Consider the following 25,510-nt stretch of genomic DNA (forward strand, 5'->3'; position numbering starts at 1 on the left):
ACTTGGACTAGAGAAATACCCACAACCTATTCGGAGGCGTCCATTGACTTCGGTCAGCCTAGGCATGCCGGCAGGCCCACCGCCGGTACTCGCACCACGTCGCAAGACTCGCCAGTTCCAGGTTGGATCCGTAGGCGTCGGCTCCGACTCGCCGATTTCGGTTCAGTCGATGACCACCACCAAGACCTACGACATCAACGCCACCTTGCAGCAGATCGCTGAGCTGACCGCTGCCGGCTGTGACATCGTGCGTGTTGCCTGCCCAACGGACAAGGATGCGGAAGCGCTGAAGATCATTGCGATGAAGTCGCAGATCCCGGTGATCGCAGATATCCACTTCCAGCCAAAGTACGTCTACGCTGCCATCGAGGCAGGCTGTGGCGCGGTGCGCGTGAACCCAGGCAATATCCGCCAGTTCGATGACCAGGTCAAGGAAATCGCACAGGCCGCCAAGGACCACGGCACCTCCATTCGCATCGGCGTCAATGCTGGCTCGCTGGATCGCCGCTTGCTGCAGAAGTACGGCAAGGCCACCCCTGAGGCGCTGGTTGAATCGGCTGTTTGGGAAGCTTCCCTGTTTGAAGAGCACGGCTTCCATGACTTCAAGATCTCGGTAAAGCACAACGACCCTGTGATCATGGTCCGTGCCTACGAGATGCTGGCAGAACGTGGCGACTGGCCACTGCACCTGGGCGTGACCGAAGCCGGTCCAGCGTTCCAGGGCACCATCAAATCCGCCACCGCTTTCGGTGCACTGCTCTCGAAGGGCATTGGCGACACCATTCGCGTATCGCTGTCCGCTCCACCGGTAGAAGAGGTGAAGGTCGGCAACCAGATTCTGGAATCGCTGAACCTGCGCCCTCGCAAGCTGGACATCGTGTCTTGCCCATCCTGCGGCCGTGCCCAGGTGGATGTCTACACCTTGGCCGAGCAGGTTACCGCTGGGCTCGAAGGCATGAAGGCTCCACTGCGCGTGGCCGTAATGGGCTGCGTTGTCAACGGACCGGGCGAAGCCCGCGACGCTGACCTCGGTGTTGCCTCCGGCAATGGCAAGGGGCAGATCTTCGTTAAGGGTGAAGTCATCAAGACCGTCCCAGAAGATCAAATCGTCGAGACTTTGATTGAAGAAGCCAACCGTTTGGCAGCAGAAATGGGACTGGACAATGACGAGAATCCTTCCTCGGGTTCTCCCGTGGTCTCCGTCAGCTAGAACTAGCCGACGAAGCGTCGAGGGAGAGCCGCGCATCTTGGGCCGTCGTGATACGACCGCCCTCATTGAGCTGCTCGATCGTGACCCCGTCGCCAATATATTCACCCGTTCGCAGGTGAGCATCCACCGGTCAGCGGTCCCAGATGGGTTTGCCCATATCGTTGGCTTGGACGGCAGCGAAGGCCTTGAATCGGCATGCTGGGTGGGCGCCAATATGGCGCCCACCGCCATGCCGGAGTCCGATGCCCAGAAATACGCTATGCATGCCATCGATTCCCGACAGCGATTCGCCTCGGTATTCGGACCGGCAGAAACCGTTCTGGCCATGCATGATGTCTTGCGGGACGGTCCGCAAGAAATTTTTGATGTCCGGGAAAATCAGCCATTAATGGCCATCACCCAAAACCCTGCGGGAATTCGCCGTAACCGGCTTCGCCCGGCTCAGGTACAAGAATTCGATCTGGTCTTGCCCGCCAGTGCTGCCATGTTTGAAGAAGAACTTGGATATTCACCGTTGGAAAACGGGGGAAGCTTCTACCGCAACCGTGTACGCCAGTTAATTCGTGAGGGGCACACGCTGATGGACTGCGACCAGCGGGGCAACGTGATTTTCAAGGCTGATTTAGGCACCGTCACCGAGGAAGTAGTGCAAATCCAAGGTGTTTGGGTGAACCCGATGTACCGCGGCCAGGGCTTGGCTGCCGGCTATATGGCCTCCACAGTGGACTACGCGATGCAGTTTGCGCCAGTCGTGAGCCTTTACGTCAACGACTACAACACCGCTGCAATCAAGACTTATCAGCGCATCGGCTTTGAACAGGTCGGCACCTTCGCGACGATCCTGTTCTAGCGTACCGCTGGTTAAACGTCCCTGAGGCTTCTTAATACGCGGCATGCGCACCCGAATCTCATAGACTCGTAGGTGTTGTAACCACGGACAGGGAGAATAGTGCCAGCAGCGATCGCTACCAAGAAGATTCTGGCCGTGCTCGCGTTGCTGGCAATACCGATGCTGGCATCGTGCTCCGGTGGAGGAGAAAGCTCTGCATCTCCAAGCCCGCTGCCCGTGGTGCAAATGGATGCCCAGCAACTTAAGGCCAAGCTTGCCGAATTCGGAAAGGGCTTGCCCAAGGCCAAAGTCTTCGATGACCGGGCGCTCCGTTCCAGCATTCCCGCAGCGCAAGAATGGATGGAAAACATGGAAGTCACGCCCAGCAAATGCGGCGTGACCTTTGCAGCTCCGATTACAGAGCAGTTGAAGAACTCCACGATGGGAGCCATCGAATATCAAGATGGCTATTTGACCGTGGCCCTGTTCAAGGACGAGGAAACCTTGAAGGAACAGTGGGAAGCCAAGTTGGAAGAGAACGCCGGATGCTCCCGGTACACCGTGAAATCCGGCAATGAATCGCGAGCCTACCACCTGGCGAAGCAGCCGATCGATTCTCCAGCCGAGATGAATGAAAGCTATGTCGTAACGAGCAGCAACGGCTCGTCGACGGAACAGCAACTGATTGTCCGTTCGGCAACGTCGAACGTGTTGATCGGCCTGCAAGAACCGACTTCGAAGGACTCGGCGGCCGAGCAGCTGAAGGCGGCAACTGAGACCATGCAGGCGTTGCTTGAACAATTGAACTAGAGCGCCACGCTGATCTTCACACGGATGTGCCGGACGGCAACGACAGGAAGAAAACTATGATTAAGCGTTCAGCCTTCTGGGCACTGCCTTTGGCCACTGCGATGGCTTTGACCGGTTGCTCTTCGGGATCGAGTCCAGAGCCCTCCGCCTCCCTGGAATCGCAAGCACCATCGGCGGATCCCAGCCAGCCAGCGGAGCAGTCCGTCGGGGATGCGCTGTCGGCAGAGGAAGTTGAGAGCATCGCCTCCCAGATTGTAGAAGGCGACAAGGCTGTGCAAGTCATTGGCAACGAGCAAATGCAAAAGCAGTTGGCTGTTGCCAAGGATGCGAACTTGCCGAGCGGCATCAAGCCTGAGAAATGCGCCGACATGAATGCCGAATATTCGGTCACGGATCTAACTGGCTCTGTCGCAGCCACTGCAACCAGTTCCTCGGAAGCAGTGGGCAAGGTGGTGCAGGTGTTTTCCCTGACGGACGAGGCGACGCGAAAGAGAGTAGCCCAGGCCTTGACGCTCGATGATCTCGAAGACTGCAAGACGGTCACCATCGATCAAGGCGGCCAAGAGATCCAAGCCGAACGCCAGATCCTAGCGCTGGATGTGCAAGCAGAGCAGTCGTTGACCATGTCCACGCAAATGGATGCCGGTGGCGGCCAGATTTTGACCTCGGTTGCCGTGCAGGCCTTGGACGGAAACAACTTCGTCCTGGTCACCTTGCAAACCGGCTCGCAGCAGCCTGCAGAATTGGCTGGACAGGCAGTAGAACTGGCGGATCAGGCATTCGCTGAAATCGAATCGGTGCAATAAGACAGCGCTGAAGGCACCCCCAGTGGTCCCAAGCACAGCAGCGTTGATGCATCTTTTGCATTGACTCAAGCCATGGTTAAAGCAGCGGGGTCCAGCGTGAGCGCAACAGGCCCCGCGCAGGCATGGTCTTCCCTGGCCGTGGCTACGCCAATGCTTTGCCGTGCGACACGGCAAGTGCTTCTGCACCCTGCCCGGGGGAGAGGTTCGCAAATCCCCGAATCACCAATGCCGAGCAGAACCAGGAACTCGTGCCTGGTCCATGCTCAATGCTTTCGCGATGCGTTCCCACCCAGCCGCCGGGCGCTGACTGCCGCCCGCGGCGGGTGACAGGTTTTGGCGACATGCCTTGCCGATCGTCTTCCCGCGTGCTGAAAGCGCCAGCAACGGGGGTGAATCCGTGCTCAAATCGAATCGCGGCATTACTCCCCGAAAGTACTTTTATTTCCAACGTCTTGTGAAATACTGAAGATGATCAATTGTCATCGACGTGAGGAAGTCACCATGAAGAAGAGCTCACTTTGGGTGTTGCCCGCAGCAATTGCCCTGGCCTTGACCGGTTGCGCCGGTTCAGACACCGAAACCGGCGGCACTGCAGAATCCACTGGAACCAGTGAATCCGCGGGGGCATCCGGTAAGGCCCTCGATGCCGCGCAGGTCAAAGCCGTCATCGACAAGGTGATGGAAGGCCAAGACGGCGCGCAGGTGCTCGACAACGACACGCTGCAGCAGCAGCAGGACAGCTTGGACCTGAGCGCCTTGACTGAGGGCATCTCGCCCAAGGAATGTGCCGATCTGCAGAAGGAGAACAGCTTCACTGATCTCAGCAAGGCCTATGCGGCAGCAGGGGTCGTGGCCGAATCTGCAGGCAGCACCACGGTGCAATTGCTGTCCTTGAAGGACGATGCAACAAGTCAAACCATTGAAAGTCTGCTGGAGTTCGATGACTTCGGCAAATGCTCCACGATGCAGGTGGAGTCCGGAGGCCAGCAACTCGATATTGAGTCCATGGTGCTGGACGTCGATACGCAGGCTCCACATGAACTGGCCATTTCCACGACCACTTTGACGGGCGGGAAGGCAGTCCAGGACAGCGTGAACGTCCAGGCTTTGGACGGCTCGACCTATGTCCTGGTCAATGTCATCGGGCAGCCAGGCGCCGAAGGACTGCAAGAGCAGGCAACACAATTGGCCGAGAAGACTCTGGCTGAAGCCAGGAACGCCCAATAATCGGTTTCGGCGCCGAAGCGTCGCTGTTGGGGCCGCAGGCCCCGGGATCCTGATCCGGCATCAGCATCTCGGGGCCTTCGCCATGCCATGATTTGGAAGAGATTTGGCCGAGTTCCTTTTCATCGCTTCTTCGGCATGGCATTCTCAATGAATGACCCTGGAACACAGTGCGCCGCGCAAAGCCATCGAGGCTGCCTTGATTGCGGGCGAGGACCCGACGCTCAAAGCCCGGAGCTTGAAGTCGCTGCACCAGCTCTGGGCTGAAGGCGCGTGCATTCCTGACGTCGTTCGGCCGGTGGTGGCGCGTTCGTGGTCCCGAGCCGGCAAACTTGGCAAAGACATCATTCCATTGGAATCTGCGGAAATACTCGAGCGCAGGCAGGCCAACGAAGAACTCAACGGGCTGGTCGAGCTCTTCAAGGATCGCTTGCTCTCCTTGGCCACTCAGGCGGGGAACCAGCTGGTCATCTCCGACGGGCAAGGATTCGTGCTCTGGGTACTCGGGCCCTCTGCGGTGCGCCGACGAAGTGACGGCATCGGATTTGTCGCCGGTGCACGCTGGCGCGAAAGCGACGTGGGCACCAATGGGATCGGCGCGGCGATGGCCGAGCGTGCCCCGGTGCAGATTTTTGGCCCGGAGCATGCCCGGGAAGAACAGCACAACTGGGTCTGCACCTCAGCGCCGGTCATGAATCCTGCCACCTCGGCGTTGATTGGAACGATCACGCTGGCAGGATCGTTCCGCACGGCGCATCCGCACTCCTTGGCTCTGGTCTCATCTGCGGCTCAAGAAGCAGAAGTATTCCTGCGGACCGAGCATGCCTTGAAAATGCAGAAACTCCAGCTTTCCACCCAACTGCCCGAAGGCGAGTACGTTTTAGTCGACGTGCAAGGCTCCATAGCCGCCGCCCAAGGCTACAGTGTTGGATCCAAGCTCAATTTGCCGACCTCCATGGATGAAGGGCGGAACTGGATTTCCGGGCTGGGGTCAATCGATGCGCGGCGGACACCGGGAGGTTGGCTGCTGCAAAGGGCAGAAGGCCAGGTGAGCCTCCAGCTGTACGCAGGCGCTTCGCTGCAAGCCATTGTCCATTCGCCCAGCGGGGCAACGCGCATCAACTTGAGCGCGAAGCATTGGCAGATCCTTGAGCTGCTGGCGGCGAATCCTCACGGAGTGAGCTCAGGCCAGTTGGCGAGCCTGTGGCCTGCAAGTACGCCCAACGTCACCATCCGTGCCGAAATATCCCGTTTGCGCTCCAAATTGCGTGGCCTGATTGCCTCACGTCCCTACCGGATCGTGGTCCCGGTGAGCAGCCACTAGCAGTCCCGGAGCAGCTGCAACCTATTGCAACGCTTTTCTTTTGTGATGCAAATCATATTCTTTCATTAGTGGCGGAGGGCCAGAATGGCCATCCATTGAATCCCGATGAAGAGATGAGATGAAAATGCCTGACAACGATTGGCGGATGCAAGCCCAGAGCTGGTTCCATTCCTTGCAGCTAGCATTGGAAGCAGGCGATGCGCCAGCAGCCGTGCAGCTATTCTCAGAGGAATGCTACTGGCGGGACCTGGCCTCGATGACATGGAACCTGCACACCAGCGAGGGCCGTGACGGGATCGAGAAGATGCTGCTTGGCGTCGAGCGCGGCGCTTGGCCGCGGAACATCGAAGTCACCAGCGCACAAGAGGCTGACGGCGTCATTGAAGCCTGGTACACGTTTGAGAACGACTCATTCAACGGGCTTGGATTCCTCCGCTTGCGCGATGGCAAGGCCTGGACCCTGCTGAGCACCGCGCAGGGCCTGCGCAAATTCCCCGAGCCTGCTGGACCGCGCCGCGAACTGGGAGCTGAGCATGGCTCGGCGATGAGCAAGGAAAACTGGCTGGATCGGCGGATCGCGCAGCAGCAGTCCCTGGGAATCACCGATCAGCCCTACACGCTGATTGTCGGCGGCGGCCAAGGCGGCATAGGCTTGGCCGCTCGGCTCAAGCGCATGGGTGTTCCCGCCCTGGTAATCGATAAGCATCCGCGTCCCGGTGACCAATGGCGCTCGCGCTACCATTCCTTGGCCCTGCATGATCCGGTCTGGTACGACCATATGCCCTATATCGATTTTCCCGACCACTGGCCGGTGTTCACGCCCAAGGACAAGATGGGGGATTGGCTGGAAAGCTACACCAAGCTCATGGAGCTGGACTATTGGTCCCTGACTGAAGCCACAAGCGCCCGGCAAGATCCAGAGGGAGAGGGCTGGATCGTCGAGGTGGAGCGCGACGGAGTTCCGCTGACCCTGCGTCCCACCCAACTGGTGCTGGCCACTGGCATGTCCGGCATTCCGAACGTTCCCCAGTACCCGGGAGCCGAGATCTTCGAAGGCGAGCAGAATCATTCCTCGAAGCATCCAGGCGGAGAGCGGTATGCGGGCAAGAACGTTGTGGTTATCGGCGCCAACAATTCCGCACACGATATCTGCGCGGATTTGGTGCAAAACGGCGCCAAGCCGACGATGGTGCAACGCTCCAGCACGCATATTGTGCGCTCCGAATCGCTGATGAAGCATGTGCTCGGCGGACTGTACTCGGAGGAAGCCCTCGCTTCCGGCATAGATCACAACAAGGCAGACCTGATCTTCGCCTCCATCCCGTACAAGGTCCTCCCGGAATTCCACAAGCCGGTCTTCGAGAAAATCCAGCAGGAAGATGCAAAATTCTACAAGTCGCTGGAAGATGCGGGATTCGCGCTGGACTTCGGCGACGATGGCTCCGGGCTGTTTCTCAAGTACCTGCGCCGAGGCTCGGGGTACTACATCAACATCGGTGCTAGCGAGCTGGTGGCCGACGGATCGATCGCGTTGGCCCATGGCGAGGTATCGCACCTGACCGAAGATTCGGTAGTGCTGGCCGATGGAACGCAGCTGCGGGCGGACGCGGTGGTCTACGCCACCGGGTACGGCTCGATGAACGGATGGGCTGCGAAGCTCATCTCCCAGGAAGTCGCTGACGAAGTCGGGAAATGCTGGGGCCTGGGTTCGGGGACCGCTAAGGATCCGGGCCCATGGCAAGGGGAACTGCGCAATATGTGGAAGCCCACCAAGGTCAAGAACCTGTGGTTCCACGGAGGCAATCTGCACCAGTCCAGGCACTATTCGAAGTACCTGGGCTTGCAGCTCAAGGCACGATACGAGGGAATCGAAACTCCGGTATATGCACTCGCCGAAACCTATCATCAATCCTGATAAACCGGTTCCCTGCCCGTGAACCGGATTCCCGGACCCGGAGCAAGCGCTGTTAGGCGCTTCCTCCGGGTCCGCCGTGGGTCCGCCGTGCGCGCGCTTTCGCGCTATATCCGGAATTTCTCTTGAACTAGCGCGGCGAGACTATCGAATACCGAAATGAACGGAAACTGAGGTGAATCGGGGATTTCCAGGACCGGGGCATCAGTGCAGTTGTTGAATCAGGTCCGGACCCAGTTGCCGCAACGGCGTCGGGGAACCAGCCTGTGCGCCACAGCCAAGCCAGCTGCCCGATGCTTCCGGGAAAGCCGCGCCGCGGGTGCTGGCAAGGCAAATCGGCGCTGAACTGGCACCGGACTGGGATGTCCTTGGCTGCCAGTGCCTCAACGAGACGGAATCTTGCAGCGCACTCCATCCATCCAGTGGCACGTGTCCAGCCCCATATACGCAACACGGTTCCGCGCAAGCCCTTGAATTTATTGGGAAGTCGCCGAAAGCTGTAGCATTGATTAAGGCCAAATTTGCGGCCAAAACCCATTTGATTTTGCATAGCTAGTCGGCATCCGAAAATATTTCTGAAGTCGACGGACGGAAAAGGACACCCCGAGTGGTTTTGAAGCTTTCCACTACCTTCTTGCGCACCTTGCGTGAAGATCCGGTTGACGCCGAAGTCGCCAGCCACAAGTTGCTGGTACGCGCTGGTTACATCCGTCGTGCGGCCCCGGGTATCTACACCTGGTTGCCGTTGGGTTTGAAGGTCCTTGCGCGTGTTGAAGCTATCGTTCGCGAGGAAATGAACGCTATCGGCGGCCAGGAAGTTCACTTCCCAGCGCTGTTGCCACGTGAACCTTACGAACAGACCGGCCGTTGGACCGAATACGGCGAAGGCCTGTTCCGTCTCAAGGACCGCAAAGATGCAGACTACCTCTTGGCGCCAACCCATGAGGAAATGTTCACCCTGCTGGTGAAGGATCTGTACAACTCGTACAAGGATCTTCCGGTCTACCTGTACCAGATCCAGAACAAGTACCGCGACGAAGCACGTCCGCGCGCAGGCCTGCTGCGCGGCCGCGAATTCATCATGAAGGATTCCTATTCCTTCAACATCGATGATGAAGGCCTGGACGAGGCCTACATGGCTCACCGCGGCGCCTACCTGAAGATCTTCGAGCGCCTGGGACTGGAAGTTATTCCGGTCTTCGCGCAGGCTGGTGCCATGGGCGGTTCCAAGTCCGAGGAATTCCTGCATCCAACGGCTATTGGCGAAGATACCTTCGTCCGTTCGGCCGGCGGCTACGCAGCTAACGTCGAGGCCGTGACCACCGTGGTTCCAGCGTCCATCGATTACGCCAACGCACCTGCGTTCGATGTTGTCGATACCCCGGATACCCCGACTATCGAGACCTTGGTTGCTGCGGCCAACGAGCTGCGCCCACGCGAGTCCGGCGTTTGGGAAGCCAAAGACACCCTGAAGAACGTTGTTCTGGCGGTGACCGACCCAGAAGGAAACCGCCAGTTGGTAGTCATCGGTGTTCCAGGTGACCGCCAGGTGGACCTCAAGCGTGTCGAAGCTACCGTAGGTGCCCCACTGGGCATCATCGGCGAGGTCCAGGTTGAAGCCGCCAACGGTGAAGACTTGGCTAAGCACCCGGAATTGATTGCCGGCTACATCGGCCCAGGCAACGGCCTGGATCAGGCTGTTCTGGGTACCGAAGGCACCAGCGGCATCACCTACTTCGTTGATCCACGCGTTGTATCCGGTACCCCGTGGATCACCGGCGCCAATGAGAAGGGCAAGCACGTCTTCGGCCTGGTGGCCGAGCGTGACTTCGGCTTTGACGGCACCATCGAGTCGGTCAACGTGCTCGAAGGCGACCCGGCACCGGACGGCTCCGGCCCATTGCGCACCGAGCGCGGTATCGAAATGGGTCATATCTTCCAGCTTGGCCGCAAGTACGCTGAGGCACTGGATCTGCGGGTCCTGGACCAGAACGGCAAGCTGAAGGTTGTCACCATGGGTTCCTATGGCATTGGCGTCACCCGTGCGGTAGCCGCACTCGCTGAGGCATACCACGACGACAACGGTCTGGCATGGCCAAAGCAGGTTGCTCCAGCCGACATCCACATGGTTGTCACCGGCAAGGGCCCAGAGCTGCTCGAAGCTGCTGAGAAGCTGGCGTCCGAGTTCGAAGCGGCCGGTTTGGAAGTTATCCTGGATGACCGTCCAAAGGTTTCGGCGGGCGTGAAGTTCTCCGATGCAGAACTGATCGGCATCCCAACCATCGTTGTTGTTGGCCGAGGCCTGGCAGAGGGCGTAGTTGAGGTCAAGGACCGTACCTCCGGCGAACGCCGCGATGTCAAGGTCGAGGACGTTGTCGCTGAGCTGTCCGCCTAAACAGCGGCAGCCGAAAACTGAATAGGGGAGTAGCGCGGTGCAAGAGTTCTTGGAATTGCTGTCCGTCAACGGTGAACCCGTCTCCTTCTGGCCCCTGGTCTTGCTGTTTCTTGCAGCCTTGGGCGCTGGATGGATTGACGCGGTTGTTGGCGGCGGCGGCCTGATTCAATTGCCCGCGCTGCTTCTTTTCCCGGGCATCACCCCGGTGCAAGCGCTGGCCACGAATAAGCTGGGTTCAATCTTCGGAACGGCTACCAGTGCGGTGACGTATTACCGGCGTACCAGCCCGGATTTGAAAACCGCGATACCGATGGCATTGACTGCTATGCTCGGTGCCTTCGGCGGAGCCGCGCTGGCGACCATACTCCCCGCTGAAGCCATCCAGCCCATCATTATCGCAGCGCTCATTGCGGTGCTGCTGTTCACGATCCTCAAGCCCAAAGCCGGGGAGCTGTCGCGCCTGCGCTACACCGGGCATGGGCATTATCTGCGAGCCGTCCTCATTGGGCTGGTGATTGGCGGCTACGACGGGATGATCGGTCCCGGGACTGGATCGTTCTTGATCATCGCCATGGTGACGGTGCTGGGCTACAACTTCTTGCAGTCCTCCGCCAAAGCCAAGATCGTTAATCTTTGCACCAACGCCGGTGCTCTGCTGCTCTTCATTCCGACCGGGCACGTCCTAGTAGCATTAGGCCTGGCCATGGGCCTGATGAATATGCTCGGAGGCTATCTCGGGGCGCGGATGGCCATCTCAAAGGGTAGTGCCTTTATTCGCATCGTCTTCGTGATAGTCGTTTCGGCACTGATCATCAAGCTCGGCTCGGATCTGATCCTTGCCGGCAACGGATAGCTTTAGCGACCGCTAACTGCTGATGTGTCGATTGGCGGGTATCCGGCATAGTGCTGGACATGTTGCGGTTCGATGGCATGGACCATGGAACTGGCCGCCATTTGCGCGATCCTGAAGGTCAGGAAGCTAGAACCCATGGCTGCTTTGTAGAGTTGGGAAATCGTCGTGTGGCTTTCCAGCGGATCAACAACCTTCAACGCTGTGCAACCGATGGAAACGTACAGGAACCACAAATCGTTGTTCGCCGGATCGAGCGTAGCGATCAACGCTGGCGGCTGATGCGCTGCGACGAGCGACATGACGTCGTTGACGGTTTCTTCGGGTTGCGCGATGACAATAGGCATTCCCTGAATCCAACCATGTGAACTGAGTTGCGCACGACCTTGCCTTGAACCGATCACTTCGCTGACCAGTTCAGCTGTCTTCGAACGCATGAATCGACCTGACATTACCCAACCTCCAATTGACGACCTAGCCACATGTTGATAGTTCCCCAATAAGTGGCAGAAAGCGGAGAATTCGACTCCGAGCTATCGGAGTTAAAAGCCGTACCTCAAGCACTTGTAATTCACGATAGCTCCTTTCCCTGCGAATATCGAGAGCAGGGGAAGAGGAACGAAGTTCATATGGTTTTGAACTCATTCCATGGCGGAGAGAAAATACGAATGCCGATAAATCGATTCAAGGACTAACCGCGCAAAACCTGCATGGATTATGCCAGTTTCGCCATGCCGTACGGGCGGAAAATACTGATCAGCCATGAATTGGGCGCTCTTCGCGGAACCGTGAGCCTGCCCGAAGCCTTACCCTATTTGGACTGAGGGCAATTAATCGTTGTGATTATTTCGTGATAATTCAACGAAGTGTGAAATTCGGTCAAATGACAGCCGAATCCAAAGCTATTTCTTGGACCCGTCAGTTTCCAAGATGCGGTATTCACTATTTGATCCCTGATGGGCCGTGAGAGCATGGAAAGCCACGGCGGAGATTTTAGCGCCGGCCGCACCATCGGTATTTCCCGCTGCTACGACCAATGCATCAGCAAAATCCTCTTCGGCCGCCGCGGTTAGGGCGGTCAGCTCCTCCAGGCCGCCTTCGGGCAATGCGTAGGCAGGTGCCCGCAGGTCTGCGCACTGGGCATCAACGGCCGCACGCAGGCCACGAAGCTGGCGTCCCAACTCGCTGCGTCGAGCTTCAATGGCATCCTTGGATGCATCGGCACCACGTGCAGCCGTGAGCTGCAATAGGAAATCCAGTGCGTAGCCGCGGTCCAGAGCCCGGGCGACAGCCGTTGGCTCGATGTTCTGCGCTTCGGTGATTACCTTCGCGGGATCCAACAGCTCCCCATGAGGCAGGCAGGCTACTGGCTGGTCTTTCTGCTCTTCTTCACCCGAGACCTTGCTCAGCGGCAAGGCCAAGTCGAGATCACGCTCTTTTCCCAAAGTTGCCACGGCGCCGCGGGCATCCAGATTGATTTGGAAGGCAATCTGGGCCAGGGCCGAATCCCTGGACAGCGACGGCTCTGCAAAGGCAGGCATCGCTGCCGAGGCATCGGTGACATTCGTGACAAGCGCCACCACTGCGTCGGGGGAGAAGCTGCGCGGCAGCGCTGGGGGCTCTTGGCCATCGAACCGCAATTCGCCGAGCAGCGCCGACCCCTGCGACAGGGAAGCGGCCAGCGTGGACAGCCTTGAAGCACTTTCTTCGGGTGCCAGCGTGGACAAAGCCTGGGCTTGGGAAGCCAGATCTGCCAACCTTGCTCCTTGTTCCCACATCATGCGCGCATCGGCGCTGGCCTCATTGACCTGTTCCGGAAGGCCCCGCTCAACCAGGGCGCCGCGGAAGAGAGTGCTGCCAATGCCCCACGTCACGGCAATGGCAACTGCACCAGCCAAGGCTGGAGCTATCCAGCCTGGAGCGCGGCGTACTTGCCTGTCGGTACGACGGGAGGAATGAGGCGATTTTTCAGTCATAGCGTTTCGATCATGCCATGATCAATGCAGGTAAAGAGGGCAATGGCGGTGTCGCGCGCCACGATGAATAGAAAATGGGCGTGAGTTCCTTCACCTGTGCCCGTTTAGATGTTCTCAATGAGCGGAACGCAATATAGGCTTAACGGACAACATCGAATAGCGTGGGAGGATATCCATGACCGGAATGCCGGCCGATACCGAACAGGAAGCGCAGCGTCTGACTGCATTGCTCTCCAAGGAAGTAGAATCCCACGGGCTTCTCCTAGAGGAAGTCGCCTTGCGTCCCTCCGGCAAGCAGATGATTGTGCAGATCATCGTCGACAAGGCCGACGGACATGAAACGCTGAATCTCGATGAACTTGGTGAAGTTACCACCACTATCTCCAACGCTCTGGACAAGGACTCCGTCTACGCATCGGCGGCTCCATACGAACTCGAAGTCAGTTCCCCAGGACTCTCCCGCCCATTGACTGCCCAGCGTCACTGGATCCGCGCCATCAACCGCATGGTCAAGATTTCGCTGGCCGACGGCACGAAGCTTCGCGGGCGCCTGCTTGAGGTCAACGACGGCGACGTGTTGGTTGCTGAGCACCGCGAGCCGGCCAAGAAGGGCATGAAGGTCAAGGTGCTCGATCCTGCGGCCCATGCCTTTGAAAATATCCGTAAAGCTGTTGTCGATCCAGAGCTGAACTTCGATGACGCACTACTAGACACTGCCGATACTGAAGATTTGGAGGGCTAAGCGTGGATATCGATCTGAATGCGCTGCGCATCCTGGAAAAAGACCGCGACATCCCAATGGATGTTTTGATTCCAACCATTGAGTCGGCCCTGCTGCTTGCTTACAACAAGACCGAAGGCGCCATGCCTGGCGCTCGCGCGCACATTGAGCGCAGCAACGGCCACGTAGCGATCCTGGTAGAGGACCGCGACAATGCCGGCGTGCTGCTGGGCGAATTCGACGACACCCCGCACGGTTTCGGTCGCATCGCTGCCTCCACTGCCCGACAGGTGATTATGCAGCGCCTGCGTGAAGCTGAAGATGCGCAGGTTGTCGGCGAGTTCGCGGCCCGCGTTGGTACCCTGATCTCGGGCGTCATCCAGCAGGGCTACTCCTCGCATATGGTGCAGGTCAAGATCGGTGATCTGGAAGCGCTGCTGCCACCAGTTGAGCAGTCCCCAGGCGAGAAGTACCAGCACGGAAACCGCCTGCGCGCCTACGTTGTTTCCGCCGAGCGCGGCAACAAGGGCCCAGCTGTTACCCTGTCCCGTTCCCACCCGAACCTGGTTCGCCTGCTGTTCGAAATGGAAGTTCCGGAAATCGCTGACGGCACCGTCACGGTTGAGGCATTGGCTCGTGAAGCTGGCCACCGCACCAAGATTGCCGTACGCGCAACCAAGGCCGGCGTCAACGCCAAGGGCGCTTGCATTGGCGAAATGGGAACCCGCGTGCGCGCCGTGATGAACGAACTGAACGACGAGAAGATCGACATCGTTGACTACAACGAGGATCCAGCGAAGTTCATCGCCGCGGCCCTGTCCCCATCGAAGGTAGTCTCGGTAGAAATCCTGGACGAAGACGAACGCCGTGCCCGCGTGGTTGTTCCTGACTCCCAGCTCTCGCTGGCTATCGGCAAGGAAGGGCAGAATGCTCGCCTTGCTGCCAAGCTGACCGGCTGGCGCATTGACATCCTGGCTGCATCGGGCGGCAAGGAACCGCAGCTCTAAGCAGCTGCCGGCAAAATTCCAGTTCAGCGTGTTGGATGCCTAGCTGCGTGTGAGCCACAACTCATGCGTGCTATGGCGTCCAAACGCGCTAGACTAGTAGATGGCTCGTAATAACTAGGGAAGGTGGCGACGGCGCTCGCATGAAGCTGCATCAGCAACGCACGTGCATTGGCTGTCGAACCGTAACCAGTAAGAATGAGCTACTCCGTTGGGTCCTGAAAGACGGTACACCGCTGCATGCGGTGAGTTTGGATCATCAAGGTTCCGCTTTCGGGCGGGGCACTTGGACCCACGGGACCGAAAAGTGTGTGCAGCAAGCGGTGCAGCGCCGGGCGTTCGCGCGGGCCTTCAGGTCTGCGGTTGACGATTCGCAGGTACTGCAGGAATTCGCTGCATACGAAGATCAGCTGGCAACAAACCAGCTATCTGGCAAACATGATGAAAGCGGGTCAGAAATCTGATGGCAACCCGATGAGTCGGCAATGCTGAGCGCACAACGATGAACTATCAGTTCTGCGTGATCCACCGTGCGACGGAAGAATTTCACGAATTACACAGCTGATCTGCCAGACCGCTGATCTAAAGATTTATCTTTTGATACCGGGGTTTGAGCAGATCACATCGACACAGGAGAGATGTGGCTAAACCCCGCGTTCACGAGCTCGCTAAAGAGCTCGGAATCACTTCAAAAGAAGCACTAACCAAGTTGCAGGACATGGGCGAATTCGTTCGTTCGGCATCCTCGACCGTTGAACCACCAGTAGCGCGCAAGCTGCGCGACGCATTCCCAGGTTCCAACGGTGCCGCTAAGCCAGCAGCTGCTGCCAAGCCAGCCGCCGCCAAGCCAGCGACTCCTGGAGCACCGAAGTCGGCCTCCAAGCCGGCTGCTACCCCAGGTGCCTCGGCTCCAAAGCCAGGCGTGAAGCCAGCTGCGGCAGCTCCGGCTCCTGCAGCACCAGCTACGCCAGCAGCACCGGCCGCACCGGCCGCGAAGGCAACCCCTGGCGCTCCATTGCCAGGTGCAGCCCCAGCTCCGAAGCCAGGTGCCAAGCCAGCTCCAAAGCCAGGTGCTCCACGCCCAGGCAACAGCCCGTTCTCTTCCCAGCAGGGTATGCGCGGCGCTGAGTCCGGCGAACGCCGTGGCGGAGGCAACCGCGAAGGCGGTCGTGCCCCACGTCCAGGCGCACCTCGTCCGGGCGGTCCACGCCCAGGCAACAACCCGTTCTCCTCGCAGCAGGGTATGCGCGGCGAAGGCGGCCAGGGCGGTCCCCGCCCAGCACGTGACGGCCAGCGCGGTCCACGCCCAGCAGGTGCTGGCGGTCCACGCCCGGCACGCGACGGCCAGGGCGGCCCACGTCCGGCACGCGATGCCCAGCGCGGTCCACGCCCAGCAGGTGCCGGTGGCCCACGTCCAGCAGGCCAGGGTGCTCCACGCCCAGCCGGCGCAGGTGGCCCACGCCCAGCAGGTGCCGGCGGTCCACGCCCAGGCGCTGGCGCGGGTACCACTGCAACCCCACGCATGATGCCTAACCGCACCGATCGTCCAGCGCCAGCAGGCGGCGGACGCCCAGGTGCAGGTGCCGGCGGTCGCGGACGCCCAGGTGGCGGCAACGGCGGCGGTACCGGTGGCGGTTTCCGCCCAGGTGCACCACGCGGTCGCGGTGGCGTTGGCGGTGCTTTCGGCAAGGGAGGCGCCGGTCGCGGCAAGCAGCGCAAGTCCAAGCGCGCAAAGCGCCAGGAATTGGAGCAGATGAGTGCTCCGTCATTGGGCGGCGTGAATGTTCCACGCGGCAACGGTGACACCGAGATCCGTCTGCGCCGTGGCGCGTCGATCACCGACTTCGCTGACAAGATTGGCGCGAACCCAGCGGCACTGGTAACCGTACTGTTCCACCTCGGTGAAATGGCTACCGCTACCCAGTCGCTGGATGAGGCAACCTTCGAGGTGCTCGGCGAAGAGCTGGGCTACAAGGTACTTGTCGTCTCCCCTGAGGACGAAGACAAGGAACTGCTCGAAGGCTTCGGCCTGGACCTGGACGCCGAACTCGAGGCTGAAGGCGAAGACGTGCTTGAAGAGCGCGCCCCAGTCATCACCATCATGGGCCACGTCGACCACGGTAAGACCCGACTGCTGGATGCTATCCGCAAGTCGAACGTTATCGAGGGCGAGCACGGCGGCATCACCCAGCACATCGGTGCCTACCAGATCAACCACATCCACGAAGGCCGCGATCGCGCAATGACCTTCATCGATACCCCGGGCCACGAGGCGTTCACCGCCATGCGTGCCCGTGGTGCCGAGGTCACCGACGTGGCCGTGCTGGTTGTCGCAGCGGACGACGGCGTTATGCCGCAGACCGTGGAAGCACTGAACCACGCACAGGCTGCCGGCGTGCCGATCATCGTCGCAGTGAACAAGATCGATAAGGAAGGCGCCAACCCTGACAAGGTCATGGGCCAGCTGACCGAATACGGTTTGGTTCCAGAAGAATACGGTGGCGACACCATGTTCGTGAAGGTTTCGGCACTGCAGAAGGAAGGCATCGATGAGCTGCTGGACGCTGTCCTGCTGACCTCCGATGTCCTGGAGCTGAAGGCCAACCCGGACAAGTCCGCTCGTGGCGTGGCCATTGAAGCGAACCTGGATAAGGGCCGCGGTTCGGTTGTTACCGTCCTGGTCCAGTCCGGTACCCTCTGCGTTGGCGACACCATGGTTGTGGGTACCGCCCACGGCCGCGTGCGTGCGATGTTCAACGAGAACGGCGAAAACCTCGACGTGGCACTGCCATCGCGTCCGGTGCAGGTCCTGGGCATGTCCTCGGTTCCACGTGCTGGCGACGGCTTCCTGATCACCGAAGACGAGCGCACCGCCCGCCAGATCGCTGACAAGCGCGAAACCGCAGAGCGCAACGCAATGCTGGCCAAGCGCCGCAAGCGCATCACCCTGGAAGACTTCGACAAGGCTGTTGCCGACGGCAAGATCGATACCCTGAACCTGATCCTCAAGGGTGACGCTTCCGGTGCTGTTGAAGCACTGGAAGACTCGCTGATGAAGATCGAGGTCGGCGACGATGTGCAGCTGCGCGTTATCCACCGCGGTGTCGGTGCGATCACCCAGAACGACGTCAACCTGGCAACCGTGGACAACGCCATCATCATTGGCTTCAACGTCCGCCCAGCCGAGCGCGTGGCAGAACTGGCCGACAAGGAGGGCGTCGACATGCGCTTCTACTCGGTCATCTACTCCGCTATCGACGACATCGAGAATGCGCTCAAGGGCATGCTCAAGCCGGAGTTCGAAGAAGTGGCCCTCGGCACCGCCGAGATCCGCATGGTCTTCCGCTCCTCGAAGTTCGGCAACATTGCCGGTTCGATCATCCGCTCGGGCACCATCAAGCGCAACACCAAGGCTCGCCTGGTACGCGACGGCAACGTCGTGGGCGACAACCTGAACATCGATTCGCTGCGCCGCGAAAAGGACGATGTCACCGAGGTCCGCGAGGGCTTCGAATGCGGTATCGGCCTGGGGTCGTTCAACGACATCAAGGAAGGCGACATCATCGAGACCTTCGAGATGCGCGAAAAGCCACGCGACTAATTGCCGACAAGCAATTAGCAGTGTGACTCACTGATTCGTGGGCGCTTGACCGATAAGCTTTGGTCAAGCGCCCACGAGTTTTGAACCATTAGGAGAAAACCATGGCTGATTCAGCCCGCGCCGCACGCCTGGCTAAGCGCGTACAGGTCCTCATGGCCCAGTCGCTGCGCAACGTCATCAAGGACGAGCGCATCGACAACGTCACCGTGACCGACGCTCGCGTCACCAACGACCTGCAGCACGCTACGGTGTACTACACCGTCTTTGGCGATGACGAGATGAAGAAGGACATCGCAACCATGCTGGAAAAGCGTGGCGGTGCCCTGCGCAAGGAATTGGGCCGCAATCTGACCATCCGCCTGACCCCGACGCTGGCATTCGTCGCTGACGAAATCCCCGAGGGTGCTTCGCACCTGGAGGAATTGCTGGCCAAGGCCCGCGAGAAGGACGCTGAGGTTGCAGCTCTGCGCGAAGGCAAGGACTTCGCCGGAGACCAGGACCCGTACAAGAAGGACGAGGACGCCGAAGAAGCCTAAGGGCTTCTGGGCTTCACTCTGCCTGGATCAACGCCCCGGCTGGCACGCATTGCGTGCTAGCCGGGGCGTTGTGCGTTGGCCTCGATTACCCTCACAGCGAAGCGGGAATCCCTGCCGAAGGCTGGTCGCCGGGCAGATGGTGGGATAGCGTGATCAGAAACCGCCGGATCCGACCAAAGGTGCAGCACATGCCAGAATTCACCACAACATTGAGCGCAACTGGCGGGAACAACGTGGGCATCGTGGTTCCCGATGGCATCGTGCTCGGATTCGACCGCGGCAATCGTGTCCCGGTCATCGTGTGCATTGACGGGGACTACACGTACCGGAACAGCATTTCTCCCATGCACGGGCAGTTCCTCATTTCCTTCAACTCCGAGACCCGTGCTGCCACGGGCAAGGGCGCGGGCGATGAAATCAGCGTGAAACTCGAACTGGACGAAGAACCGCGGACCGTCGAAGTCCCTGAACCGCTGGCGGTGCTGCTCTCCGCAGAGCCAGAGCTCCTTGAAGCCTGGAACAAGCTGTCCTACAGCAAGCAGCGAGGTCACGTGGACCCCATCGTGGCTGCCCGCGGCGAGGACACCAGGACGCGCCGGGTCGAGAAGGTCATCAAGGTGCTGCGCAGCCAATAGGCCGCTGGCTCGATGCCGGATGCGCCATGCTGGAACATAGGGCAGCGTCCGGCATGCCAAGCGGGCCCGTCCGGATCATGCCGTGGTGGCCCCCGACCGGCTGATCCCTGAGCGGCTACTGCACGGTGAATTGCAGACGCTGCCAGCCGCTGGCACCATTGGGCACCGGGTTGGCCTTCTCGCTGGTCTGCAGCTTGCCCTGCGCATCATAGGCGCGCACTGTAGCCGAATGCGTGCCAGGTGCAGCATCCTTCCAAGCGAAGCGCCACTGCCGCCACGTGTCCAGCGAGGCTTCGGCAGCTAGCTGGGCATCCTCCCAGGGGCCGTCATCGATCTGCACCTGCACGCGCGAAATGCCTCGGGTCTGCGCCCATGCCGTTCCGCCCAAGACGACTTCTCCTGCCGGCACCTTGGCGAACGGACGAGGCGTATCGATGCGGGAAGACATCTTGATCGGACCGCGTTCGGACCAACCGCGGGTAGTCCAATAGGCCGCCTTGTCCTGGAACCGCGTCACTTCCAAATCAACCACCCACTTGGTGGCCGACACGTAGCCGTAGAGACCGGGAACCACCATGCGCACCGGGAACCCATGCTCGAACGGCAACGGTTCACCGTTCATGCCGACGGCCAGCAAAGCCATCCGGTCATCGGTCAGGGCTTGGAGCGGGGTGGAGGCACTGAAACCGTCTTGCGAAGTCGAGAGCACCATATCGGCGCCGGCCTGCGGAACCGCACGCTCCAGCAGGTTACGCAGCGGGTAGCCCAGCCATTTCGCGTTGCCCACCAGATCGCCACCGACCGGATTCGATACACAGGTCAGCGTCAGATAGGTTTCCACGAGTTCTTCGCCCAGCAGCTCGTCGAAGTTCACGGTGAATTCGTTCTCCACCATGCCGTGCACGCGCAGCGACCACTGGTTCGGGTCGATTTGCGGCACCGAGAGCGCGGTATCGATGCGGTAGAAATTCTGGTTGGGAGTCACGAAGCGGGGCATATCCGCCACCTCGACCTGCACCCCTTCGGGCAGGGGTTTTGCCTTGGTCCGGGCCGCTGGCAGGCGCAGGGCCTTGCGTGCGGCAGCGGCCATATTGCGCGAAGCGGACAGCGAAGTGGAAACGCCGGTGGCTATGGCCGCGGTGGCCAAGGACAGGGCCGCGCTGAGCAGGAATGTTCTGCGGCTCGGCCCGGAGCCTTCAGCATCTTCGCCCTGCCCTGGGGCCGTGGCCGCAGCCAGCCGGGTCAGCCACTGCAGAACCCCGATGCCGGCGATCGCGCCCAGGACCGTAGGGGCAATATCGAGCAGGCTGGTAGCGGCGCGAGAGGCCACGGCACTGGAGAGCACCAGCGCCAAGGCAATGATGGCGGTGCAGGCCAGTGCAAAGCTGCGCTTGGCCAGCAGGCCGATCAAGGCGGACAGGACCGTTGCCACCACGCCGATGGAAATGAACAGCGCCAGCTTGTCATTGGTCCCGAAGGCCGCGATGGCGAAGTCCTTGAGCCATGGGGGCGTGAAATCGATGATGGCCGAACCCAGCGCGAAGAACGGCGAGGATGCGTTGTTGAAAAATGCCGAGACGAACTGGGCGACGGCAAACATGAGCGCTGCCGAACAAATCCCAGCCACCGCGTGGAATACGAGAATCCTGCTGCTGCGCTTCTGCCAACTGCCCACTGCCACTCACCTCATGCGTTGCGATCCATGTTCCCTTGCGGAGCGCAGGGGAACAACCACTCACAGTGTTTTCGGAACGGGCAGCAGTACGGATTGGAATGGGCTACGAGAATTTCTGCACTCTCACAGCGATTGGACCATGATGGGATCTGTTGTCGGGGCGGGGGAGCCGGTGGCTGGCTCGACAGTGATCCCGAAATGCGTGATGTCCTGCATCGGATCGGAAACCATGATCATGCCATTGGCATCGCCGCCCGTGAGCATTCCCGCAGGAACCGCACCGTCGGCCGAAATCAGCCACAGCTCGTAGCCCTTGTCGCTGGACAGCGCCGGCATGCCCGAGGTAGAAACGGCCATCAGTCCTTCGTCCGCGGAATAGGACAGCGTGATTCTAGCCCCGTCGTCCAAGGTCTGCGTCTTCGATTTGGCATCGGGTGCCCCCAGGATCCGGGTGAGTTCCTCTTGATGCGAGGCCATGGCAGCCATCTTGCTTTCCAGCTCGCGCTGCTGGGAATTCTGGTTGATGGCCAAGCCGCCCAAGGCCACGGCTGCCAGCAGCAGGACGCCGGCGGCCAGGGCGAAGAAGCGCTGCCTGCCGCGTGCCGCACCGGGCGGCGGCGCTGGATGCGCTGCCGGGGAACCGGTTTCCTGTTCGGCCGCGGCAGATGGGTCCAGTGCCGCGGCGCTGCCTTGGCCGGGCTCCTGCTCCTGAACGGGAGGCAATTGCTCGGTGGCGCGGACTGCGGCCATGATGTTGTTCTTGAGCCGAGCCGGAGGAGCGACCGGCTGCGCTGCCAAGCCGAGCAGTCCCGCAGTTTCCTGCAGGGCATCGAGCTCATGGCGAGCCTGAGCGGAATCAGGAGCCTTGCTCAGCAGCTCTTCGCGTTCCTTGTCTCCCAGAGCATCCAGGGCGAAGCTGTCGGTCCGCTCGTTCTCATGCTTTTCCATTACGCCACTCCCATCAGTTCTCGAAGCTTGCCCATTCCATCGCGTATTCGCGTTTTAGCGGTTCCCACTGGTATTTTCAGCAGCTCGGCGACCTCCATGTGGGTGTATCCGCCGAAGTAGGCCAGATGTATGGCCTCGCGTTGCGGCGCGGTGAGCCGCTGCAGGGCCTGGGCTACGCGCAGGGTCTCGTCGTGCAAGATGGCATTCTCTTCCACGTCTTCGTAGCTGCCTTGGAATTCCTTGATTCCAATGCGCAAATCCCTGGCCTGGCTCGCTTGGCTTGAGCGCACCCGGTCCACGGCCCGGCGGTGGGCAATGGTCAGCAGCCACGATGCTGCGGTTCCGCGGGCCGGATCAAAGCGCTTGGCCTGCTGCCATGCTTCGACAAAAACTTCCTGGGTGACCTCTTCGCTCTGCGCTTTATCGCGAAGCACCCGCAGCACGAGTCCGAAGACCCGGGATGCCATGGCATCGTAGAGCGACTCGAAGGCAGATTCCTGTCCCAGCGCGACCTGTCGCAACAGGTCGTCTGGTGTTTGCACGGAATCGTCTTCCATGGCGTCGAGTCTATTGGAACTCATGAATCCTAGAGTCTCATGCATCTGTGCCTAAGCGGCGATCTGCGGTGGCGTGGCGTTCTGGGAATAGATCCTCCGTGGGGAACCAGATTCCCGTTGCACGGGCGAAGGTGGTGCCTGGAGGGTATTCCACGCACCACCTTCATGCCAGTGGCCCTGGTGATTCTGGCGGTGCTACTTCTTTGCCGGCGGCATCAGGACGGTGTCCACCAGGTACACGGTTGCGTTGGCGGTCTGCACGCCGCCGCAGATGACCGAGGCCCCGTTGACCTCCAGATCGTCACCGCTTCCGGTGACTTCGACTTCCTCGCCCTGGACCGTTGCGTGGGTTCCGGGAAGGTCAGCTGGTGCGATCTGCCCGGAAACCACATGGTAGGTCAAGACGCTGGTCAGGGTGTCGGTGTCCTTGGCAACTGCGGCCAAGTCGTCCTTCGGGATTGCCGCGAATGCGTCATCAACCGGTGCGAAGACGGTGAATTCGCCGCCGTTGAGGGTGTCGACGAGGTCAACATCCGGGTTCAGCTCGCCGGATACTGCAGAAGTCAGCGTGGTCAGCAGCGGGTTATTCGAGGCGGCGACGGCAACTGGATCCTGGGCCATGCCGGCTACCGAGCCCTCACCTGTCGGGACCGCTTCGGCGTAGGCGGCGCAACCGGCGCCAACGAGATTGCTTGCTGGATCCATTGCCGATTCGCTGGCCATGGTCGAGCTGCTTTCCGAGGCGGACGCCGAGGGCGATTCCATGGTTTCCGAACCGGTCGAGCAGGCACTCAGTCCCATGGCGGCGACTGCGATGAGCCCGAAAGCTCCAGCGACTTTGCTGTAGGTGCGCTTCATGATTTTCTCCTTGCTTCGCCGCGACAATTGTCGTCGGTCCTTTTCCTGTCCGAGCGGAGCAGGCTGTCATGGAGCATTCGGCGCAGGACGCCAAACGGATTGGAATCTCTTTAAAATATTTTTCGCCTCCAGCCGCCAAGGCCCGCGGAGCTGGCGCATCTGCGTTGCGGCAGGCCTGCTGCCCGGATCCCCGGCCCCGAAGCAGGCAGGCTTTGCGGGGGTTGGGGGCATTGCTCGGCCGGGGCCGCGGTTGGCACGTGGGATCTGCCACGCTTGGATCCAACGACAGGCTTATTTTCTGCACAGCCCATATACTGGAAGGCGTGAGTAAAGCCGGGCAGAACACTGAAGAGCAGGCCTCGGGCCTCGTATTAGTCGACAAAGACCAGGGAATGACCTCCCACGACGTGGTAGGCCGCATCCGCCGACTTGCCGGGACCCGAAAAGTGGGCCATGCAGGCACCTTGGACCCAATGGCCACCGGCGTGCTGGTGATTGGCGTGAACAAGGCAACCCGCCTTCTCACCTACATCGTGGGCCATGACAAGACCTACACCGCCACCATCCGCCTGGGACAGAACACCGTCACCGACGATGCCGAAGGCGAAATCATTTCCGAGCGCATCGCTGCGGCCGTCAGCGACGAAGACATCGAGCGCGAGATTGCCCTGCTGCGCGGCGACATCGAGCAGATTCCGAGCTCGGTCTCGGCCATCAAGGTCGACGGCAAGCGTTCCTACGCTCGCGTGCGCGCCGGCGAACAGGTAGAGCTCAAGGCCCGCCCGGTGACCATTTCGCGTTTCGAAATCCATGAAGTGCGCCGCGAAAACGGCGGCAAGATCCTCGACGTCGACGTCACCGTATCGTGCTCTTCTGGAACCTACATCCGTGCGTTGGCCCGCGACCTGGGCGAAGCGTTGAACGTTGGCGGGCACCTCACCGCGCTGCGCCGTACCGAGGTGGGCCCGTACAAGATCGAGCTCACCCGCACCTTGGAGCAGCTGTCCCGGGAATTCGAAATTCTCCCAATCGAAAAGGCTGCTGCCGCGCTGTTCCCCAACCGCACGGTCAGCGTCGACGAAGCCGTGGAACTGTCTTTCGGCCGCACCATCCCCGCCTCGCATCTGGGCATGGACATTGCTGAAGGCCAGACCGTTGCCGCTTTCGCTCCCAATGGCGTGCTCGTCGCGCTGTTGGAAGACAAGGGCGACAAGGCTCGTACCGCCTTGGTCTTCACCGCTAAGTAATCCCGAAAGGACCTGGCTTGATTGCCGTCAATGGATTCTTCATCGCCGGTGCGGTGGTCTGTGCACTGGCATTGCTGGTGGCAGTTATCGCAACCGCTATTCGCAAGCACCCGGATGACTGGGCGCTGATCGGCGCGGTTGCCACAGAGCTTTTTCTGGTTGCCTACGGCATCGCGGCTGCGATCCGCCAGGTTGGCGGCAACGTGGTGCAAGGTGACCCGGTGGAATTCTGGGGCTACTTCATCACGGCGCTGATCATGCCGCCGGTGGCCTTCTTCTGGGCCATTAGCGAGAAGAGCCGTTGGTCCAATGCCGTGCTGGCCGCATCGGCCGCCGTCACCTTCGTAATGTTGTTCCGCATGGAACAGATCTGGCAGCAGTAGTAGGAGTAC

General features: G+C 60.3%; 23 protein-coding genes. 17 read left to right on the forward strand and 6 right to left on the reverse strand.

All coding sequences use genetic code 11. The features are described from left to right. Window positions 1–43: 43 nt before the first annotated feature. The 9 genes from ispG to ACRDT3_RS03480 all read left to right on the forward strand — a co-directional run bounded on the left by ispG (window position 44) and on the right by ACRDT3_RS03480 (window position 11,363). On the forward strand, window positions 44–1,210 hold the full coding sequence (gene ispG, locus ACRDT3_RS03440; RefSeq protein ID WP_417365915.1) for a flavodoxin-dependent (E)-4-hydroxy-3-methylbut-2-enyl-diphosphate synthase: 1,167 nt from the start codon (window positions 44–46) through the stop codon (window positions 1,208–1,210). Window positions 1,211–1,247: 37 nt separating this feature from the next. Continuing rightward, on the forward strand, window positions 1,248–2,060 hold the full coding sequence (locus ACRDT3_RS03445; protein WP_431491624.1) for a GNAT family N-acetyltransferase: 813 nt from the start codon (window positions 1,248–1,250) through the stop codon (window positions 2,058–2,060). A gap of 99 nt (window positions 2,061–2,159) precedes the next feature. Beyond that, window positions 2,160–2,849 (forward strand): hypothetical protein, encoded by a 690-nt coding sequence (locus ACRDT3_RS03450; protein ID WP_431491625.1) that lies wholly within the window; start codon window positions 2,160–2,162, stop codon window positions 2,847–2,849. A gap of 56 nt (window positions 2,850–2,905) precedes the next feature. Continuing rightward, entirely contained in the window at window positions 2,906–3,655 is a 750-nt protein-coding gene (locus tag ACRDT3_RS03455) for a hypothetical protein (protein WP_431491626.1), read from the forward strand. Between the two features lie 501 nt (window positions 3,656–4,156). Beyond that, complete coding sequence (locus tag ACRDT3_RS03460) at window positions 4,157–4,882, forward strand: hypothetical protein (RefSeq protein WP_431491627.1); 726 nt, start codon at window positions 4,157–4,159, stop codon at window positions 4,880–4,882. A 151-nt stretch (window positions 4,883–5,033) separates the two neighbouring features. After that, window positions 5,034–6,203 (forward strand): GAF domain-containing protein, encoded by a 1,170-nt coding sequence (locus tag ACRDT3_RS03465; protein WP_431491628.1) that lies wholly within the window; start codon window positions 5,034–5,036, stop codon window positions 6,201–6,203. A 124-nt stretch (window positions 6,204–6,327) separates the two neighbouring features. Then, window positions 6,328–8,118, forward strand: a complete 1,791-nt coding sequence (locus ACRDT3_RS03470; protein ID WP_431491629.1) for an NAD(P)/FAD-dependent oxidoreductase — start codon at window positions 6,328–6,330, stop codon at window positions 8,116–8,118. A gap of 604 nt (window positions 8,119–8,722) precedes the next feature. Then, entirely contained in the window at window positions 8,723–10,510 is a 1,788-nt protein-coding gene (locus tag ACRDT3_RS03475; protein ID WP_431491630.1) for a proline--tRNA ligase, read from the forward strand. Window positions 10,511–10,568: 58 nt separating this feature from the next. Beyond that, entirely contained in the window at window positions 10,569–11,363 is a 795-nt protein-coding gene (locus ACRDT3_RS03480; protein ID WP_431491670.1) for a TSUP family transporter, read from the forward strand. 2 nt (window positions 11,364–11,365) lie between these two features. On the opposite strand, the gene ACRDT3_RS03485 is transcribed toward ACRDT3_RS03480, so the two are convergent. Together ACRDT3_RS03485 and ACRDT3_RS03490 are read right to left on the reverse strand one after the other, a co-directional pair. Then, window positions 11,366–11,797, reverse strand: coding sequence for a hypothetical protein (locus tag ACRDT3_RS03485; protein WP_431491631.1), 432 nt, complete (start codon window positions 11,795–11,797; stop codon window positions 11,366–11,368). Window positions 11,798–12,262: 465 nt separating this feature from the next. Next, window positions 12,263–13,336, reverse strand: coding sequence for a hypothetical protein (locus ACRDT3_RS03490; RefSeq protein ID WP_431491632.1), 1,074 nt, complete (start codon window positions 13,334–13,336; stop codon window positions 12,263–12,265). 175 nt (window positions 13,337–13,511) lie between these two features. Between ACRDT3_RS03490 and rimP the strand changes: the two genes are divergently transcribed. The 6 genes from rimP (at window position 13,512) to ACRDT3_RS03520 (ending at window position 19,833) form a co-directional block, all read left to right on the forward strand. After that, a complete protein-coding gene (gene rimP / locus ACRDT3_RS03495) occupies window positions 13,512–14,078 on the forward strand; it encodes a ribosome maturation factor RimP (RefSeq protein WP_431491633.1) in 567 nt (188 codons plus the stop codon). A gap of 2 nt (window positions 14,079–14,080) precedes the next feature. Continuing rightward, entirely contained in the window at window positions 14,081–15,064 is a 984-nt protein-coding gene (gene nusA / locus ACRDT3_RS03500) for a transcription termination factor NusA (protein WP_431491634.1), read from the forward strand. Between the two features lie 140 nt (window positions 15,065–15,204). Further along, complete coding sequence (locus ACRDT3_RS03505) at window positions 15,205–15,525, forward strand: YlxR family protein (protein WP_431491635.1); 321 nt, start codon at window positions 15,205–15,207, stop codon at window positions 15,523–15,525. Window positions 15,526–15,701: 176 nt separating this feature from the next. Continuing rightward, window positions 15,702–18,662 (forward strand): translation initiation factor IF-2, encoded by a 2,961-nt coding sequence (gene infB, locus ACRDT3_RS03510; RefSeq protein WP_431491636.1) that lies wholly within the window; start codon window positions 15,702–15,704, stop codon window positions 18,660–18,662. Between the two features lie 101 nt (window positions 18,663–18,763). Beyond that, the gene (gene rbfA / locus ACRDT3_RS03515; protein WP_105657282.1) at window positions 18,764–19,198 is read left to right on the forward strand and encodes a 30S ribosome-binding factor RbfA; all 435 of its coding nucleotides are present in this window, start codon (window positions 18,764–18,766) and stop codon (window positions 19,196–19,198) included. A 188-nt stretch (window positions 19,199–19,386) separates the two neighbouring features. Further along, complete coding sequence (locus ACRDT3_RS03520; protein ID WP_431491637.1) at window positions 19,387–19,833, forward strand: YdeI/OmpD-associated family protein; 447 nt, start codon at window positions 19,387–19,389, stop codon at window positions 19,831–19,833. 115 nt (window positions 19,834–19,948) lie between these two features. Here ACRDT3_RS03520 and ACRDT3_RS03525 read toward each other — a convergent pair whose 3' ends face one another. The 4 genes from ACRDT3_RS03525 to ACRDT3_RS03540 form a co-directional block, all read right to left on the reverse strand. Continuing rightward, window positions 19,949–21,433, reverse strand: coding sequence for a molybdopterin-dependent oxidoreductase (locus ACRDT3_RS03525; RefSeq protein WP_431491638.1), 1,485 nt, complete (start codon window positions 21,431–21,433; stop codon window positions 19,949–19,951). A 198-nt stretch (window positions 21,434–21,631) separates the two neighbouring features. After that, window positions 21,632–22,456, reverse strand: coding sequence for an anti-sigma factor domain-containing protein (locus tag ACRDT3_RS03530; RefSeq protein WP_431491639.1), 825 nt, complete (start codon window positions 22,454–22,456; stop codon window positions 21,632–21,634). After that, window positions 22,456–23,037, reverse strand: a complete 582-nt coding sequence (gene sigK / locus ACRDT3_RS03535; RefSeq protein WP_061954650.1) for an ECF RNA polymerase sigma factor SigK — start codon at window positions 23,035–23,037, stop codon at window positions 22,456–22,458. The genes ACRDT3_RS03530 and sigK overlap by 1 nt, the downstream gene beginning before the upstream one ends. Before the next feature lie 171 nt (window positions 23,038–23,208). Then, on the reverse strand, window positions 23,209–23,871 hold the full coding sequence (locus ACRDT3_RS03540) for a fasciclin domain-containing protein (RefSeq protein WP_431491640.1): 663 nt from the start codon (window positions 23,869–23,871) through the stop codon (window positions 23,209–23,211). A gap of 323 nt (window positions 23,872–24,194) precedes the next feature. Here ACRDT3_RS03540 and truB point away from each other — a divergent pair, with 323 nt between their 5' ends. Beyond that, entirely contained in the window at window positions 24,195–25,118 is a 924-nt protein-coding gene (truB, locus tag ACRDT3_RS03545) for a tRNA pseudouridine(55) synthase TruB (protein ID WP_431491641.1), read from the forward strand. 17 nt (window positions 25,119–25,135) lie between these two features. Next, window positions 25,136–25,501: a hypothetical protein gene (locus ACRDT3_RS03550; RefSeq protein WP_431491642.1), complete on the forward strand. Its 366-nt coding sequence runs from the start codon at window positions 25,136–25,138 to the stop codon at window positions 25,499–25,501. Window positions 25,502–25,510: the final 9 nt, after the last annotated feature.

Source organism: Glutamicibacter sp., from assembly GCF_050701915.1.
Lineage (GTDB): Bacteria > Actinomycetota > Actinomycetes > Actinomycetales > Micrococcaceae > Glutamicibacter.